The following is a 19,477-nucleotide window of genomic DNA, read 5'->3' on the forward strand; positions in this document are numbered from 1 at the left end:
TAGGTATTTTCTGACATTGAAAAGAATGATTTTTTGGTGTTGAATCAAACTAAATTATCAGCAAATATTCAAGAATGTCGGCAGCCGACGAGTTTGATACAAAAGAGAAAGGAAATGCTTGCAATCGTCATCAGCAATTTCGAACCAATAAAAAGCTATATAAGAAACTCCATTAGAAACCATGAAAAAGTCTCTAAGGTTATCCAGTTAAGTAATATGAAAGATATAACGCCATCTAAAATTGAAAGCCTTATAAATGAACATGCTGGTGTCATTATCATTCTAGATTTAGATCAGAAAGTAAAACTAGTCGATAAGAAAGTGACATTGCCTTATAACATAGTTGATGTGGTATATAACCTAGATAAAGATATCAACATTAAAATACTTATCGTTGGTAATAATGAGTCATTGGAAGAAAACAAAAGCTTTGTGACAAACAACAATATCGTAAAAAATCAAATCTTGAACAAACCTTTTAATGGCAAAAGTTTTGAAAATTTTCTTAATGTTAACATTCCTTTAAGAAATGCTATAAAAGCTTCCTCTCTAATGGTTAATTCAAAAAAATATTATTCTGCATCTAGCGCACTATAAATATAATAAATAAGTCTATGAAAAAATTCAATGGTTTTAGCATGCTTTAATGCGGTAGATAGCCTCACTTCAAGCATTCTTGTTCGCAGTCTGGCTACCTTCTTCCGATAGTTAGCCAACTTTAACACCAACGCATTTTTTATGTGATCATAACAACAAAACAGTCGCGTGATATGCATTCGTAGACGATGTTAAATAATTTTACCTATCTCTTTTGAAAATCAAGATTTGAGTCTATATTTATCCGTGTATATATCAAAGTAACTGATATCAAAAAGGAAGGCACGGAGAGAGAAACAGAAAAGGCTTGTAATTTTGATGCTTTGATTTGACTTGGTTCATGGGTAATGACTTAGGTTAGACTTGGGGGTAATGGTACTCATCAGCAGCATGGTTCTTGTGTGCCACTGTCGATGATAACTGTTGTTCCTACGGGTAAATGGACAGATTTTAGTCCCTACTTGTTGTTCTGCATGTTGCCCGAAAAGCTTCAGATTCACTTTGTCCTGAATTACAGGTAACGTTCAGATATTAAAATCGCCATCATCGAATTTGAAGAGTATTGTGTTAGTAAATTATTCTGATGGCACCAACCCGACTTCAGTCTGAGGTTATTTCTCGTAGACTCTTTATTGATAATACTAAAATAAAGTATGTGAAGGTACTATGACAATAAAAAAATATTTGTTATTAATGTTGTGCGTTCTTTCTTTTGATACTGTCGCAAAAATTGAGGAAACTCATTTACCGACAAGAGTAAAAATAGGCGTACCTTCAACGCCGATAATGCCCTACTGGGGCGGAAGTGTAATCTTACCGACAGGAATCATTGAAGATATACTTAACATTATAGAAGTGCAATTGAATGTTGAGTTTAACTACGTCCCTCTTGATTCTATTGTTGATATAGAACAGGCTCTAAGGGATAGGACAATCGACCTAGCAATTAGTTTTCAAAGAGATGATGAGAAAACATCTGACTTCATAAATTCAGATTTCCTTTTCTTCGATACTGTTGTTGGATGGATTTCTCCAAATGCTAAAAATAAATCATTTGATACTCTTATTTGGGGATGTTGGGAAAATTCAATTTTTTGTAAGTTAGCTAAGGATTCAGGTTATAAAATAAAAGCCTTAAAAGACAGTGAAAATTTTCATGAGAGTATAGAAAAAAAAGAAATAGATTCGGTTATAGGTTTATATAATGTAATTAGATACTATTTTTTAGATGAAGAAGAAATTGTTTTCAATGATAATTTTGGAGAGGTTGGTTTTTTCTTTTCATTCCCAGAATCTAATAGTTTCTATAATGACTTACAGATTTTTATATCAAAGTTTAGAAACCAAAGAGATGTCTTTTATTATGAAGGAGTAAATAAAGAATATAATGTTAACCTGGATGATAAGAAGTTGTCTGATTACTCGGGTAAAGTAATAAAATATACTATGAGGGATGATATATTTCCCTATTTTTACTTCGATAAAGAAAAAAATGAGTATGCAGGATATGTGTATGACATGTTGAACGATATTCAGTCAATTACGCCTCTGAGTTTTGTCTATATTCCACTGAATGGTCGGAACTCTGAAGAGATGTTGGAAAATGGAATAGTAGATTTGATTCCAATTGGAACAGAACGCTCTCATGTGAATAAAAGCCTTGAAGATACAAAAACCATGATAGAAGTTCAATTTTCTTATGTAGAGGCGAAAAAAAACAATAGGAATAGTAAAGTCGGAATATATGATAGGTTTGGCTATTATTACTATAAAAGTAATAATGAGAACCTTGTAAACTATAACGACATAAGACAATTAATACTTGATTTAAAGCAAGGGTTGCTAGCTGGTGCATACATAAACAAGCAACTTTTAGAAAGCCTTGTATATTACGATAAAGAGTTCGATCTTAATATTTCTTATGACGATGAAAATAAAGATTTAGAAGTGTTTATACCCATGATTATAAGAAAAGGAGATGTGGTAACAAGGCGTCTAATAGAAGAGTCATTCAATATGCTCTCGAAGAGGAATTTGAAGAAGAATATCGATCAATATAGCAAAGTTAAATATAACATTGGGTATAATAAAGTATATATTAAAACACTTCTTTTTTTCGTAATCATGATATTTGGTATAATTACCTTTCTTTATTATCTATATGCATTCAGTCTCAAGAAAAAAGTAGAAGGTGCACAAAAAGAAGTAAAATTATCAGAAGTACAAAGCAGATGGCTATTAAAAATTATCAATAATCTGAGTAGTGCAGTTTGTATAACAGATAGTAAGGGAAATGTTTTACTGACTAATAAAGAATTTGTAAAGTTAAAAGAAAACTACTCTTTTAAAGAAGATTATAGCTTTGTAAAGCACCTGTTAGATATAACTAACACCCAAATTTTTGACGACTTTACTTTAGACTTTTCAATGTTCATGCCGAATTGTGACGAGACTGAAAAATTTTATAATATCGTAAACAGCTCAATATCACATTACCTTGAAAAGGTAGAATTACATATGTTAGTTGTTTCTAATGTAACTCTACAGAAAGAAAGAGAGAAGATGCTGACTCAAATGAGTCTCGATGCAGAAAAATCCCTAATTCAAAAGAAAAATTTTTTGGCAATCATAAGTCATGAATTGAGAACACCGATTTCAGGGATCGCTGGCATCTTAGAACTTTTACAGAAAAGCTCTCAAGATGAAGTTATGAGTGAAATGCTATTTAATGCTATTGCATCTTCAAATAAGCTGAAATTACTTGTTGATGATATTCTTGATTTCTCAAAGCTTGATGCTGATCAGTTAAGTCTTAACCTCGAATCTGTAAATATAGTTACTGATATTTGTCCTATAATTAAAGGTTTCGAAGTATCTGCACAAAATAAAGGTTTGGATTTTATAGTAGACTGGGTCCCTAGCAACGTTATATATTTTGAAATTGACATACTAAGGTTTACTCAAATTATTTCTAATGTTCTTTCAAATGCAATTAAATTTACTAACGAAGGAGAAGTTGAGATAAGAGTAATCTTAACCACTAATAAAATAAAAGTAATAATAAAGGATAGCGGAATTGGTATGACAAGGGAGGAGCAAATAAAAGTTTTTGATCCATTCGTACAAGCACAAGACAATATAACAAGAAAATACGGTGGTACCGGATTAGGGATGTCAATTGTTAAGAACTTAATTAATATGATGTCTGGAAGTATCACTCTAGATAGCTCAGTAGGTATAGGAACGACTGTAACACTTGAAATTGAAGCAGAAAGTCAAAAGTTAGACTTTGGAAACGAAAATTATTATCACACAGTGCGAGATAAGAAATTAGCCGATTGGCTAAATGCATTACGCCTCTCTTATGAATCTTGCTCAGATTTTAGAGATATTGACAATCATCATAATTTCTATCCGGATACTATCTTTCATACTTTATCAGAGTGTCGGACAGATAATCGTGCTGTCTTGTCTTCATCTGTTTTATTAAGTGGAAGAGCGTTAGTTGTCGATGATGATCCCCTAAATCAGTTCGTTATTATGAAACAATTAGATAGTTTAAACGTCAATTATGAAATTGTTGAAAATGGTATAGAGGCACTAAAAGTGTTGAATAGTAGTTTTGATTTAATTCTGACAGACTACCACATGCCGAAAATGAATGGTTTAGAGTTAATTAAAGAAATAAGGTCTTCAAGTAATGAATACAATAAAATTCCAATTATAATTTGTACTGCTGATAATTCAGAAACAGTTTCAGATAATCTTGATAGTAAAATTGTTGACTCAATTCTATATAAACCATATTCACTTATAGATTTAAGCAAAATATTGAGTAAGTTTTTACCAACTGCAACCTCGAGCACAAATGAAACATACGACTTTAAATTAGGACTGGGTTCTTGGTTCGAAAATATTAATGAAAAGGATAAAGTGACGATGGCACAAGCAATCGTATCTTCTCTTAACCTGTCAATTAATGATCTGATAAATCATACAAATAATAACACAATTGTTAGGGATACCGTACATAGACTCAAAGGCACTATAGGCATTCTCGAACTCAATGGAATTATGAATCTATGTGAGAGATTAGAAAAAACACCCAGTAATACAAATGCAATTAATGACCTTATTAAAGAGTTAAATTTCATCATAGATGAAGCTAAACGATATTTTTAAGATATAAAGGAATATAGTGCTTATGAAGATTTTAATTATAGAGGATGACCCTCTTCAATCGTTAAACTTGAGAATAAACTTAAATGACCTTGGTTATAATGAAATTGATATTGCGAGCAGTTTGTCTGACTTAGAATTAATTATTTCAAAAAACAGTTATTTTGATCTTGCATTTTGTGATATAAAAATGCCAGATTGTGATGGTGTTTTATTATTGGCAAAATATTTAACACCTGATTTCGTGAATAGAATAATAATTTTTAGCTTAGTTGATATTTCAGTCCAGAATCTGATATCAGGTATGTGCAATCAAATTGGTTATAAATATATACGTTCCTTACCAAAGTACTATAAGAGACATCAGTTAGAAAATGAATTGATGATGATTTTTGAAGATATAGATAATGATATTAAAATTGAAGTTTCTATTGTTTTCACTGAACAAGAAATTCAAGAGTTTTTCCAATTAGGTTACGGTTTTAATATGTATCAACCTCAATTTAGTTTTGAAACTGGCGAACTTGTTGGTGTTGAGTTATTAATGAGAATGCGTCACCCAGAACATGGAGTTTTATCACCAAGTACTTTTTTGCCTCAGATTTTATCGTTAGGATTATCAAACGAAATGTACGTTCATAGCCTGAGAGAAGCTACGTCCTCTTTAAATACATTGGACAGTCTTGTTAATTTGTCAATGAATATTAATCAGGACATCTTAGAGCAGGATCTTTATGAAATCACAACAAAAGTCTGCGAAGAAAATGAATTCCCTCTTGAGCGTTTGATCTTGGAAATTACAGAGGAACAAGCCCTAAACTTTACCACCAAAACGCTAGAGAACATTGCTCGATTAAGCCTTAAAGGTGTTCGATTTTCTGTTGATGATTTTGGTACTGGATATGCTTCTTTAGAGCAATTGATTGATCTTCCGATCTCTGAAGTAAAAATTGATAAACGGTTTATTTCGAATGTGGCTGGTGATTATAAGCACCAACAGCTCACGATCGCAGCAGTACGTCTTGCTCAATCCTTAGGCCTTCAGTGCGTAGCCGAGGGTGTTGAGGATAAAGAAACATGGGAATACTTGAAAGAGTTGAGTGTGGATATATGCCAAGGATTTTATACCGGAAAGCCAATGGAATTAGAGGCTCTAACTTCGTTACACAGCGTCGTAAAAACTCAGCCTAAGAAAGATGAAAAAAGTCATTTCAGGTCTATTTTATATTTCGACTTTATAAATATTAGGGGGCAGGCTATGGTGAAGATTCTATCAAAATTTTTGCCTCAAAACGAGATCCAGCTAATATCAAATATAGAAATTTTACTTAATTTATTAAGTGAGAATAATGATCATGTTTTAGTATTTGATACCGATTCTTTGCAATTTTTAGAATCTGATGATATCAATCTATTAAATAGTGAAGTTGAAAAAGTAGAAGCCGTATTTATCTCACACGATTATTCAATAACAACCTCTGGGTTAGACATCATTGCTCCTACTATTAAGAAACTCGACAACATGCAGGAAACAATTAGTAGTCTCTCTGATTATTTAGACGAAAAATATAATAATAGCTATAGAAAAATCACACCAAAGTTATCTAAAAGAGAACAGCATGTTGCCCAACTTTTATTGGCCGGTTTTACCAACAAATATATTGCTTACGAAATTGGGGTGAGTCAAAAAACGGTGAGTACCTTTAAAAGTAGAATACTTAGTAAGATGGGAGTAAAGACGACTCTAGAGCTTTCAAAAGCACTTAACATTTAAATTTTGTGCTTAAGCTTATTCTTCTAAATCATCCCTTCCAAAAAAGGGTAGCTGAGATTCCTTATGTCAATCATGTGGTCATCCCAATAGCTTTGATGGCTAAGTGGTACTTTCTCTACAAGCGGCGATCTTTGACTGGGTGACATTGATACGGTAGTTCATCTTAAGCAGGCGCTACAATGTTGTTTCTATTTACATAATGACAACATGTTGTTTACTTGGTATTGTCTGAACGTTGAGCATGTTTTGGTGTTTTTCCACCAAAGTTTTTCGGTGCAATGAAACCTCTAAATCCATTTGTAGGCAAGTATTGTCGTTGGCACTTTAGGTTCCTCGCGCGTGAACATACGAGCTTTTCGGTAAGTGGGATGATTATTTACCCATTTATTCATGGTCTAACCGCTGCTTCTCACCCTTCGAGGTTCTCCTTATAGCGAACTTATGTGTTCTTACTAGTTGTTAGGCAACCATATTGTTTTTGCGTCAGGTAAAAGCCAAAGAGCCCTAAAGCGCTCAGGAGACCGCACATAAACTTATCTTCTTATAAAATCTCTATGAAAATACTACTCGCAATGATCTCATTATTCTTCTCTGCCTTTGTTCATGCATCGCTATATTTTGGACCTCCTGATGGAGAAAATATCATCGATATTAACAGTTCAGATGGCTTCTTGTTTAAGGTGGAAGATGGAATTTATGTCCAAACTCATTCTGAAGATTTTGTCCTTGGAATTGCAGCTTTAACTGAAAACTTGAAACAGACTCGCACAGGGAGGGCCATTATCAATCAAGTCTCTCATTATGCTCCTATTGCTTTGCCTAATGAGGCACGTGCTTTAGCATTCCATAGTGAGGAACTAAGCCACACGATTACAGAAAAGATTCACGTCGTTATTAGACCACCTCAAAATGGCAAGCAGTTTGTTACAGAGCCCCTATTAGTGTCACCCGACTTTGTGAGTCACCAATCAAATGGGTTGGGCGTGCCTGCGGTTATTTATTTTGATATTGATAATGCGGTCTTGATCCCGGGTCATTCGACCATTATTGAACCCTCAATTGCTCTCGGACATGAACTTATACACGCGCGTGACTATTTAAGTGGAGGCTTACCAACAGGCACACAACGAATTCGTCATGTTGCTCCAGTTGCCGGTACAACACATCAGGGACAAGAATTTTCACAGGGAGAAGTGGTTGAATTCAACCTGATGAAACGTGAGATAGAGGCTACAGGAATCTCATATCAAAAGGGGAATACCAAACCCAAAACACTGACTACTTCACGACAAGCATCTATTGAGCGCCGGGAAAGCGTGATGATTGCCTGGGAAGAGGCATTAAAAAATAAGTCTGTCTCTAAGGGAGACTATGCTCGGGTTAAAACCAATATTCAACGTTTGAAATCTGAAGTACCTGTATCCGAATACCACTTATCTAAAGAGTTTGGTCATCAGGCTCGCGATATGTACTGGCCTGGTTCTATGATTGAGTATTCATCCGTTCCTACCGATATAACACTTAAACATGTAGTCCAGACAACTTCCGGAGTGTTGGCGTCGACGATGTTAAGCACGACAAGAGTGAGTGAGGCATTACACAGCAGTCCTCGTTCCCTTTTGCTCATTAGTACCAGTTTGATTGAAAGAAAAAACGGTTTTCCAAAACTAGACAAAGTGTTGCGTACTGCCCTTGAATTGGCTGCTAAAGCCAATCGGAAAATAGCGCTGCTTGAAGGTGATGAGTTTGCCTCTTTATCTGAGACAGAGAGACGATTGACAGTCGCAACCATAGATAAGGCGGTGGGCAGCATAACAAAAGACCATTCGCCATCCGCAATTATTCAGTTCAATACGGAGGGGATTGGTGGTGAGGGTGCCGCACTATTAACTCAAGCGGATCACGTTATTTTAATTTCGACTCATCATGACTTATCTGCGTTAGCAACGTCTGAATATATTGCTGCTAGCGCTAAAAAATTGCTAGTTAATCGGATTATTAGGCCAGTCCAGCCCTCTCAAAGTGTGTTCTACGCGAACCGCTTGCGTTGGTCCAAGCTCGCAGAGCAAGCCAATGTAACCCTAGTGGCCAACTCCACATTACCTAAATCAAAGAAATGCTGGAGCTTGTAATGAAGATTAAAAATCTAATCCTGTTTGTTGGCCTGTGTTTTGTCGTTAACGTTGATGCATTAGAAATGTGCAGCCTTGGAGCGGAAACGCTTGAAGAAGAGCATGAATGGTTAGCGAGATTAGACTACGAGTTCGAAAGCGAGCTTAATGACGTTAAAGAGGTTGCGGCATTAGAGAAAATTCCCAGTTTAATACTGCCCACAGGCCAAGAGACCATGTTTCCAGAGCATTGGACTGGAGTGTCAGTAGTCGTTGACAGTAAAAAGAGTCAACCTAACAGCTTGGAAAGAATCGCTCAACTCGAACATATTTCTGAACGTCAAGCCTTATGGCAGATTGCGAAAAGCGGAGCAAGGTCATTTTCAACCGCTTTGGATATCGCCTTTTTTATGCCTTGGGTTGATGATTTAACTAGAGCCATGTGGGACGACTCTGCCAGTGATTTGCATCGACTGAGTGTCACTGCTGAGCCCATCCCTTTTATCGGTTTTGCTATTGGGTATTACGATTACCTCTCCACATTAGATAGCCCTGAAAAGCGTCTTAACCAATGGCGACAAAGTGGGCATTACAGTTATGACCAAGAAACAGTTCTTTCGAGTATAAATACCGCGTCAGCAAGAGCGATAGAAAAGCAACATGAACAATTAAAGCAACATATTATTGAGTTGACCGAAAGGCTCGTTTCTATTCAACTGCTTCATTATGACGCTACCTACAATGCTAAAGTATTGGAGTTGCAGGAAGTGATGAATGGTATTTTTTCTGAAATTGATACCCAATATGCTAGCTCAATGTTAGATCTTTATAATCGTCCCTCTCATGTGATACATAAGTTTGGGGAACAAGCTTGTATTAACCAAAAGGAGGCGGTAAAAGAGGAAATAAATCGTTTAGGTTTTGCGTCTAATGGGGCTCGCAACGAGCTAAGATCGTGCAGTTATCGAATGTTAATTGCAAACGTCGGTAAACTTTATGGCATTGGAAAATATCCTCACATCGAGAAAGTTCGTGCGGATGTCTTTGCTTATAAACAAAATATTGTTGAAAGTGCACTTAACCATATTATTGATTGGCGGGGTAAACTCATAGAGATTCAACGTAATAGCATCAATAACCTTGTTGATGATACGTTAAACAGCGGAAGTCTTCGCAGCTATCGATGGTATTTATATCAGCGTGCGCGCCGAATCGCGATCGACAATTTTTCCTTGTCTATAATGCAAAGATTGGCCTCGGAAGAGGAGCAGCAAACAGGTCGCTTTCTTGTCGGAGCTGGCGAATTAGTCTGTGGGCCTTTCTCTTGCCAGAATTATGAGGGCAAAGAGGTATTTTTTGATGAAGCCTCTGATCCACTTTTACAAAAGCTATCGGAGCCATGGGAAAGCATTGAACTGAGCAAATACATCAATCAGCGAGTTAGGCGCGGATGGACAAACCTTGAGCTCGATGAGCCTTATATAAACCTCTGGAAACAGTGGCAAAATAAAGACGATGTCCTTCTTGCAGCTTTGCCTTACAAAGGTAACCCCTCGTTGGATGTAATACAAAAAGACATGCCAGAGTTGTTTGAGCTTTTAGAGCAGATTCCAAATCACTTATCAGCTACACAAGCAAAGCCATATTTGTTTCAATTAATTAGAGATCGGATGTTTAAAGGAGACATACAGAGTACTTGGACAAAACTTGGCGATTTTATATTTCGATTTCAGTACGAACAACGCCAGTATCAATCGCTCAACTCCTTACCCTTAGAGTGGCAGCAAGTGATTTGGCCTTCTCAACCTCAAGGTGTTTTGTTTAGCGCATTTCTAGACAAATCGTACTTGTATTACTCTCATCAATCGTGGGTCAAAAACTTGCCATTCTGGGATAAAAGAAATGGTGTGTTTACATGGATATTATACCAGGAAGAAAACCATCATTACTATCTAACGCAGTTAGTGTCAGAGGACATTTATCTTAGTGACCAATATTGGATAGAGATAAGTGAACAACTCAGTCATGTTTTGTCATCACCGGAAGTGCGTTGGCGTCCGTTTGAGCAGATGATTCTCATGGATATATGGTCTCAGGTTATAGAGATAGAATCTCTGTTCGAGATTTCTCAACCTTGAGGCTATGTTGATGGTATACCCAAGCATCTTGAGGTTACTTGGGTATACATTAATAACAATGGCTTATTAGTGAGGTGTCTATAATCCTATTCGATTGCGAACATGCTAGTTTAGTACTCAAGCTTTGCCGCATTTCTCGTTAATATTTCTGATTTATCAACAGGTTTCATTAAGTAGTTCATCGCAGTAATAGAAAACAAGAGTAGCGCAAACGCCAAATACATCATTTCTGCTGAACCTGATATTGAAGCGAGTATCCCGCCAAAAAAACCTGAGACTCCCCATGCAGAGTAGAGAATGCCAAAGTTAGTGCCGTACGATTTTAAACCATAGTCGATCGCAGTGACTGGAGGGAAAACACCAAATAAAGCGCCGTAAGACATTGCACCAACAGAAATTCCAATCATTAGAGGGATCGTGGTTTCTATTGTTGTGAAAAATATCATATTCAGGGCTTGCGATAAAAAGATTAATCCTAGGGTGTGAACACGTCCTATTTCATCAAATAGAAGACCACCTATGACTCGGCCAGCGGTGTTGAAGATGGCCAACAAAATGATACTTAGCGCGACCTCTTCCGGTGTTAATCCAATCGATTTGCTGATGCTACCGATAGAGCCTATCAACATAATACCCGCAGCAGAAGATACCATGAACATGAACCATATCTGATAAAACTGTGGTGTTTTCAGCATATCTAGCCACTGCATATTCACATCGACGCAAGATTTCGTATTTTCGTCCTTTGGTTCCTCGGCTACATAACCCTTTGGGGGATCAACGAGTAGAGATGCAATTGGAATCATGAGAAGTAAGCCGACGCCAAGTATCTTAAAAGTGTCTAAGATGCCAAACAGTTCGATAAACATGGTTGATAGCGGCGCCAAATACAGCGCCGCCATCGCAAACCCTCCAGCGGTGAGGCCACTGACGAGTCCTTTTTTATTTTCCGGCCACCATTTCATAGTGCAGGGGCCAATGCAAGCATAGGCAAAACCCATACCGGCACCAACCAAGCCTCCAAATGTGACCTGAAGCTCAATCAATGTTGAGGCATAACCAGAAGCCAAAAGCCCCGTTCCAACAAGGAAAACACCAAGGATTGTGACTTTTCTTGGTCCGATTTTGTCTTGCCATACACCGGCCAAAAATAGACTGACTGAGAAGGCAAATACAGACGTCTGATATGGACCATCTACCTGCTTTGCATTTACACCTAGCGCTTCAGCTAAAGGCTCACTGAAAACTCCCCATACATATAAGATACCGATCGATAGGTTCACAAATAAACCTATCAGTAGGATTTTAATTGGTTTGTTCATCAATTTAACCTCAACATATATTTGTTATGAACAATCGTTAGAAATAATGACCTTTAACGATTTGTGATCGGAGGCATGGGTAAATGTTGAATAAGCTTCTTTAGCTTCCGATAATTTAAATTGATGGCTAATGAGGTCTTTAGGCTTCAAGTAACCTGCCCTAATTTGCTTGATTAACATAGGAATGGTGTGGGTATGAACCATTCCCGCTGTCATGGTGAAATTTCGTTTCCACATGTCTTCAAGGTTAATGGTTGCTGGTTTTCCGTGCACACCAAGCACGGCAATATTGCCTCCGGGACACACAAGTTTTTGAGACATGTCCCAGCCAGCAGGTATGCCGATCGCCTCGATCACGACGTCAACACCAACATCATTAGTCATGTCCAAGATTTGCTGTACGGCAGTGCCTTCTGAATTGTTAATGGCGTGTGTTGCACCTAATTCTTTAGCTACCTCTAGACGATGTGGATTATTGTCGATTGCGTAGATTTCGCTTGGAGAGAAAAACTTAGAGGTCATCAATGCTGCGAGGCCGACAGGTCCACAGCCAATGACTGCAACAGAACAGCCGGGTTGGACTTGACCGTCGAGAACGCCCACTTCGTATCCTGTTGGGAAGATATCGCTAAGTAGGACTAAACAATCAGTATCGATGTCATCTGGAACTAGATGCAAGCTAGTGTCACCATATGGGACACGAACATATTCCGCTTGGCATCCGTTGATCTCATTACCTAATAACCAGCCGCCATCTAAGCATTGACCAAACTTAGACACTTGGCACATTTTGCAACTACCACATGAGGTAATGCATGAAACGATAACACGATCTCCGGGCTTAAATTTAGTTACGCGATCACCACATGATTCCACAATTCCCACGCCCTCATGGCCCATTGTGGTGCCAGGCTTAAACGTCGCCACATTATTTCTTAAAATATGTAAGTCGGTCCCACAGATGGTTGTTTTCTCAATTCTAACCACGACATCACTTTGTTTAATAATTTCAGGCTTCTCTCTTTCGACTAATTTAGCCGTGCTTTTTCCATCAAATACGTACGCTTTCATTGGGGTCCTTGACTTTTATAGAAACACGACAGAACCATACAGATGTGATTTATAAATTAACGTGATCGATACGGCATATTAACAATTAATTAACACCTGTTTATCCGTATTGTAGGGGGAATATAAAGTCGAGGTAACAGTGGTCTTTGAGTTGTCGTTCACAGCCGCTTTGGGCTCTTTGCCCATTGATTACATAAAATGTCGGTTTATTTCCAAAGTTGGCAGGTAAACATAGATTGCACAGAGCGAGTTAATTCAATTGTGTCGCTCTTTTGTTAATAATGTGCGCAATTAAAATTTTGATCTAACTAACAATAAAGAAAAAGGAAATGAAATGAGTAAGTCACTGGTAGCACTTGGTTTAACGTTGGTATTTGCAAGTTCGGTAAACGCAGCGAACTGGGGATATAAGGGAGATCATGGCCCAGAAAATTGGGGAGAGTTTGCCTCTGAATGTGCTAAAGGTCAGAATCAAAGCCCAATTGATATTCAATCCGTGACCGAAGCGAAGCTAGATAAGTTGAACTTCGATTACGAAGGCAAGGTAATATCGCTGCTTAATAATGGCCACACGCTGCAAACCAAGTTAGAGGGTAAAAATACGCTGATGGTTGATGGCACCGAATTCACATTGAAGCAGTTCCACTTCCACACTCCTTCTGAAAACCACGTTAATGGTAAAGAGTATCCCCTGGAAGCGCACTTTGTGCATGCGGATAAAGCGGGTCACTTAGCGGTTGTCGCTGTGTTCTTTAAATTAGGTGGTGAGAACCCAGAACTAGCCAAGCTGCTGGCTAATATTCCGAAAAAAGATCAGGTTGTAGCCATTAAAGTCCCATTTGATGCAGATTCTCTACTTCCTAACAATAAAGATTACTACCGCTTTGATGGTTCCTTAACGACACCACCATGTTCTGAAGGTGTACGTTGGTTGGTGATCAAAGAGACACAAACTATCTCTCCGGAGCAAGTAACAGCGTTTACGAAAGCGATGGGTCACAACAATCGACCAATTCAGCCATTGAATTCGCGTATGATCCGAACGCTACAGTAAGTTTGAAAAACGAGTAACAAAAAAGCCCGCGCAACAGAAATGTCCGACTTTACGAGGTCACTTCACAGGAGCGGGCTTTGTTATTTGTCAGGCAGAGGGTTAAAGAGCACTGCCTTCTTGTGCTTTTGCCAGTTGAATTGGATCGAGCTTAAGCGTCTGTGTTGGGAAAGCGATGTCTGCTTCATGCTTCTTAATGATCGCCATAACTTCGAGCAGTACATCTTGCTTCACCTCATGGTAGCGAACCCAGTTCACGGTTTTGGTGAAGGTATAGATAAAGAAGTTGAGGGACGATGGACCAAACGCATCAAAGTTGACGATGAGTGTCTGGCGCGCATCGATGTCTTGGTGATTTTTCAGCATTTCACGGACTTCATTAATGATTACGGGCACTTTTCCCGCATCGTCGTAACGCAAGCCAATCGTTTCAAAGATTCGGCGGTTCAACATGCGCGATGGGTTTTCTACCACTATGTTGCTGAAGACGGAGTTCGGAACGTATATGGGGCGCTTATCGAAGGTTCGAATACTGGTCATGCGCCAGCCGATGCGTTCTACGGTACCTTCAATCTGGCGATCCGGCGAGCGGATCCAATCACCGACTTTAAACGGACGGTCAAAGTAAATCATTAGACCACCAAAGAAGTTCGAAAGTAGGTCCTTTGCGGCTAAACCAACAATTAGGCCACCGACACCACCAAAGGTCAGCAGACCAGAAAGGCTCAGACCAAATGCCTGCATTACCGTGAGAATGCCAATAACGATGAATAACAGGCGAGCGACTTTCGCTACTGCTTGTACTGTGGTCTCGTCGCGAGTTTTCTGTTCGAGAACGTAATCTTCGACGTTGGTAATAAGGCGCATCACAATCCAAACGAGAATGCTGATCACTAGGATAAGCTTGAGGGTGCTTAACCAGTTAAATTCATCTCCCAACTCACTTTGCAGCACAATACCCAACGAAACCGTTGCTGGCCAACACCAGATTAAGGTACTAACGGGGGCTTTAAGCGCCTCGAGAAATAAATCATCCCAATGGAATGGTGTTTTCTCAAATAAAATCACGAGACGAGAATATAGGACGCGCCAAGCAACCCAAGCAAAAAAGCTAGCAATTGTTATAAACAGTACGCTGCTACTCCAATCTTGATGGTTTGCCATGACGTAAGTTTGAAGCTCTGTAAACCACTGTGGCATAAGTAAAGTTTCATTTTTTAGAACAATGAATCAAAGGTAGCAGAGTTTGTGTTTTCACCCTAGCAAAATGATGTGATTCTATAAATCAACGCACATGTTCTGAGTGTGAGAGAGGTAAGAGGGGGGAACTTAGCGTTAATTAGCATTGGTGGTTTTAATGCAGGTGCAAAGAATGAGCAGGGCAGGGCAAATGTATTGTCTGTCGGTTGCTCCGTTTGTTGCAAGTTGAAGCTTGAAATTTAGTTGTTACTATTCGAGTGGTCAATTGTTGGTTCTCTGACTTATTACTAACATTTATTGGACTTAATTGTGAGACTGTTAGGTTAATTTTAAATGCGGAGATGAATGATGGAATTTACAGAGCTAGATAGGAATGCGCTCTATGACATTTGGATGTCGCAAAAAGCAAAAATGCACCTTACTCAAATGGAAATGGCGAAACGTCTAGGTATTAGTCTGCATGAGTTTTCTGCTTTGCTACGTGGTAATGCCCCATTGACATTAGGCTTTGTAAAGCAGTTATGTGAGCAATTACATGTTCGCCCTAGGCAAGTTATCCCCTCATTGACGGAACGAGATATTTCTGGTTCTGGTTCTGTGTACTTGCAAAACCGCATCACCGTAGATGGTGAGATTCGCAACGTATTTATTGAGGGTAATCAGGTGGTAGTTGAATACGAGCACCACTTGATCTGATTAGAATAGACAGGTAAAAAGCGAGCTTGAAGGCTCGCTTTCTCGTTTTTATGCGGCAGGTAGAAGTCCGGCAAGCTTATGGCATTTTAACCAATGAACCTTGTGATAAATCTGCGATGGTTTTTGCTCCGGTAAGGGTCATTGCTACGCGCATTTCTTTGTCATAGAGATCGAGTAAGTTCTCGACGCCTTCACCGCCTTTCGCTGCGAGGGCATAAACAAAAGAGCGACCAAGTAGCGTACAGTCGGCACCAAGCGCCAACATACGCACCACATCCAAGCCTGTTCGAATGCCTGAATCGGCGAATATCTTAAGATCGCCTTTTACTGCATCGGCAATACTCGGTAATGCCTTCGCTGTTGAAAGCGCCCCATCAAGTTGACGACCACCGTGGTTCGACACAACGATGCCATCTGCGCCAAAGCGAACCGCGTCTTTTGCGTCTTCTTCATCAAGAATACCTTTAATGACCATTGGGCCATCCCAAAAGTCTCGAATCCACTCAAGATCTTTCCAAGAAATTGATGGATCGAAGTTTGCGCCTAACCAGCCAATGTAGTCTTCCAACTTGGTTGGTTCGCCACGGTAAGTGGAGATATTGCCTAAGTCGTGTGGCTTGCCTAATACACCAACATCGAGCGCCCAGCTCGGATGAAGCATAGATTGGAACACACGGCGCATTGCTGCATTTGGACCGCTCATTCCTGAGTGCATGTCGCGGTAACGAGCGCCAGGAACTGGCATATCGACAGTGAATACCAGCGTGGTTACGCCTGCCGCCTTTGCACGCTCAAGCACATTTCTCATAAAACCACGATCTTTGAGAACGTAGAGCTGGAACCACATTGGTCGCTCGATTGCGGGAGCTACTTCTTCAATAGGACAGACAGATACGGTTGACATGGTGAAAGGAATACCTTTCTTTTCTGCGGCTTTGGCGGCTTGTACCTCACCACGGCGCGCATACATTCCTGTTAGGCCTACGGGTGCTAAGGCGATTGGCATTGCGAGCTTTTCGCCGAAGATTTCAGTTTCTAGGCTAAGTTCACTCATGTCGCGCAGAACACGTTGACGGAGTGCGACGTCACCTAGGTCTTCAGTGTTGCGTTTTAGTGTTCGCTCGTCGTATGAGCCGCCATCAATATAATGGAAAAGAAATGGAGGTAGCTTGGCTTTCGCAGCAGCGCGATAATCTGTAGAAGCAGATATAATCATAATAGTCTTGTCCTAGCTTGTTATTCTAAGATTGCGCCCTGAGTCAATGAGCACCTGCTCTGTCAGTATTTCACTGACCGCCATCCTTTCGGGCAGTCGACATCAGAATTGGAGCATGATTCAGTGATTGAACCGGCGGTTATTCTCACCAGAACAATCCATTTTTGTTTTCAAAAAGGCTGGTCCATCAGTTGGTGGATTGATGCAGCAAGCCACACCAACCATCGGGGGATCTATACCGACCGATGTACCAGAGAAAGAGCAGGGACGTGAGCCCCCGCATTCAGGTTTATTTCATTAAAGCGTCGGTCATTTGGAGTCCGTAAATCAGGACCAAACCGATGATGCCTGTGACGACTAGGTAGTAGAAGGTTGGGATAATCGTCTTGCGTAAGGTTGCGCCTTCGCGTCCTAATAGCCCCACGGTTGCGGATGCAGCGACCACATTGTGGATAGCAATCATGTTACCAGCCGCTGCGCCGACTGCTTGCAAAGCAATCACAATGGCACTTGAAATACCGAGTGTCTGAGCCACTTCAAACTGAAACTGGCTAAACATCATATTTGACACGGTATTAGAACCAGCGATGAATGCACCAAGCGCACCAACGGTTGCGCTCAACGCTGGGAATGCTGAGCCTACCAGGTCAGCGGCGAAGTTGGCTGTGGTGACGGGCATACTTGCTAGCTCAGCGCCATTGACTCCAGAGTTTATGAAGATCCGAACCATAGGGATGGTGAACACAAGAACGAAACCCGCCCCAATTAACGTTTTGCTCGAGTCGCCAAACGCTTTGCTCAGTGATTTTGTGCCACCACCTTGAAGAAGTACCGCAAGCAATGCAACAAAGACTAGGATGCCACCCGGGAGGTATAAGGGTTGGATAGCAGAGCTGATCCCCGTTTCGCCGAGAATGTTGCTAAACGACAGACTTAGACTCTTAAGTAGGCTTTTGAATTCTGGGCTTACACGGCTGGCAACGAGAATTACTGCTAACATCACGTATGGTGCCCAAGCCTTAGTTAGACTCATTGGCTTGCCCGGATTGTCATCAAGGTTGATCTTAAGAGACCCTAGCCATTCCGTAGGCCACTTATCTTCGCTTTCGAAGTCCCATTTTGTTTTTGGTACTAGGAAGCCTTTTTTCGCCGCTGTCACAACAATTGCCAAACCAACGAGGCCACCAATCAAGGAGGGGAACTCAGGACCCAAGAACACGCCTGTTAGTGCATACGGAACGGTGAAAGCAACGCCTGCAAATAGGGCGAATGGCAAAATGTCCAGCCCTTCACTCCAGCTTTTATTCTTACCAAAGAATCGAGTCAGCATCATCGCCATTAATACTGGAATCATGACGCCAACTGTTGCGTGAATCATCGCAACGCTTGAAGTGATTTGCTGCAGGTACGCGTCCCATGTAGAGCCCTGTGCGATAAGAGCTTCACTGATGTTGTGCGTATCCAAGCCTTTGTTAACTCCGACAATAATGGGAGTACCTACTGCTCCGAACGAAACCGGGGTAGATTGAATCATCATCCCCATCAGCACAGCGGCAAGAGCAGGAAAGCCAATCGCAACTAACAGCGGTGCAGCGATGGCAGCAGGGGTACCAAAGCCAGATGCCCCCTCAATAAAGGAGCCAAAACACCAAGCGATGATGATGGCTTGCACACGACGGTCGGCAGAAATATCGGTAAATCCGTTGCGGATCGTGGTGATCGCGCCAGTGTGTTTTAGTGAGTTGAGCAAGAAGATGGCACCAAACACGATCCAAAGGACAGAGACCGTAATCCCTAACCCTTGGAATACAGACGCCAGGATACGATTAGCTGACATATCCCAAAAAGTTAGAGCAATAGCGACGGTAAGACCGAACGCAACGGGCATGGCTTTTTTAGCTGGCCAGTTGAGACCAACCAATAATATGGCGGCGACAACAATTGGCGAAAATGCCACAAGGGCAAGTAGGGTTTCACTCATTGGTACATCCTCGAACGCTGAATTCTCGGCAGTTTTTTACTGCGCAAATGATTTTTTGTAATGTTTTTGATGTTTTTGTTAATTGAGCGTGAATCTACCCCTTTCTTTTTTGTAGATATAGGGAAATAATGAAATTGATTT

General features: G+C 40.1%; 12 protein-coding genes. 7 read left to right on the forward strand and 5 right to left on the reverse strand.

Annotated elements, in window-relative coordinates:
* Positions 1-114: 114 nt before the first annotated feature.
* From AND4_RS00260 to AND4_RS00280, 5 genes are all read left to right on the forward strand, one after another.
* Positions 115-597, forward strand: coding sequence for a hypothetical protein (locus AND4_RS00260; protein ID WP_009840853.1), 483 nt, complete (start codon positions 115-117; stop codon positions 595-597).
* 666 nt (positions 598-1,263) lie between these two features.
* Entirely contained in the window at positions 1,264-4,779 is a 3,516-nt protein-coding gene (locus tag AND4_RS00265) for an ATP-binding protein (protein WP_009840854.1), read from the forward strand.
* A gap of 22 nt (positions 4,780-4,801) precedes the next feature.
* Positions 4,802-6,550: an EAL domain-containing protein gene (locus AND4_RS00270; protein ID WP_009840855.1), complete on the forward strand. Its 1,749-nt coding sequence runs from the start codon at positions 4,802-4,804 to the stop codon at positions 6,548-6,550.
* A 554-nt stretch (positions 6,551-7,104) separates the two neighbouring features.
* Complete coding sequence (locus AND4_RS00275; protein WP_009840856.1) at positions 7,105-8,682, forward strand: hypothetical protein; 1,578 nt, start codon at positions 7,105-7,107, stop codon at positions 8,680-8,682.
* Positions 8,682-10,799, forward strand: a complete 2,118-nt coding sequence (locus AND4_RS00280) for a hypothetical protein (protein ID WP_009840857.1) — start codon at positions 8,682-8,684, stop codon at positions 10,797-10,799. The genes AND4_RS00275 and AND4_RS00280 overlap by 1 nt, the downstream gene beginning before the upstream one ends.
* A gap of 110 nt (positions 10,800-10,909) precedes the next feature.
* Here the strand turns inward: AND4_RS00280 and AND4_RS00285 are convergent, their stop codons facing one another.
* Positions 10,910-12,124, reverse strand: a complete 1,215-nt coding sequence (locus AND4_RS00285; RefSeq protein ID WP_083796248.1) for an OFA family MFS transporter — start codon at positions 12,122-12,124, stop codon at positions 10,910-10,912.
* Between the two features lie 21 nt (positions 12,125-12,145).
* Complete coding sequence (locus AND4_RS00290; protein ID WP_009840859.1) at positions 12,146-13,192, reverse strand: alcohol dehydrogenase catalytic domain-containing protein; 1,047 nt, start codon at positions 13,190-13,192, stop codon at positions 12,146-12,148.
* 334 nt (positions 13,193-13,526) lie between these two features.
* Here AND4_RS00290 and AND4_RS00295 point away from each other — a divergent pair, with 334 nt between their 5' ends.
* Complete coding sequence (locus tag AND4_RS00295) at positions 13,527-14,246, forward strand: carbonic anhydrase family protein (RefSeq protein ID WP_009840860.1); 720 nt, start codon at positions 13,527-13,529, stop codon at positions 14,244-14,246.
* Between the two features lie 99 nt (positions 14,247-14,345).
* Here the strand turns inward: AND4_RS00295 and AND4_RS00300 are convergent, their stop codons facing one another.
* On the reverse strand, positions 14,346-15,443 hold the full coding sequence (locus AND4_RS00300; protein WP_009840861.1) for a mechanosensitive ion channel family protein: 1,098 nt from the start codon (positions 15,441-15,443) through the stop codon (positions 14,346-14,348).
* 348 nt (positions 15,444-15,791) lie between these two features.
* Here AND4_RS00300 and AND4_RS00305 point away from each other — a divergent pair, with 348 nt between their 5' ends.
* Entirely contained in the window at positions 15,792-16,139 is a 348-nt protein-coding gene (locus AND4_RS00305; protein WP_009840862.1) for a helix-turn-helix transcriptional regulator, read from the forward strand.
* 76 nt (positions 16,140-16,215) lie between these two features.
* Here AND4_RS00305 and lldD read toward each other — a convergent pair whose 3' ends face one another.
* Together lldD and AND4_RS00315 are read right to left on the reverse strand one after the other, a co-directional pair.
* Positions 16,216-17,355 (reverse strand): FMN-dependent L-lactate dehydrogenase LldD, encoded by a 1,140-nt coding sequence (gene lldD, locus AND4_RS00310; protein ID WP_009840863.1) that lies wholly within the window; start codon positions 17,353-17,355, stop codon positions 16,216-16,218.
* A 289-nt stretch (positions 17,356-17,644) separates the two neighbouring features.
* Complete coding sequence (locus AND4_RS00315; protein WP_009840864.1) at positions 17,645-19,336, reverse strand: L-lactate permease; 1,692 nt, start codon at positions 19,334-19,336, stop codon at positions 17,645-17,647.
* Positions 19,337-19,477 lie beyond the last annotated feature (141 nt).

The sequence above is a fragment of the Vibrio sp. AND4 genome, from assembly GCF_000171815.1.
Lineage (GTDB): Bacteria > Pseudomonadota > Gammaproteobacteria > Enterobacterales > Vibrionaceae > Vibrio.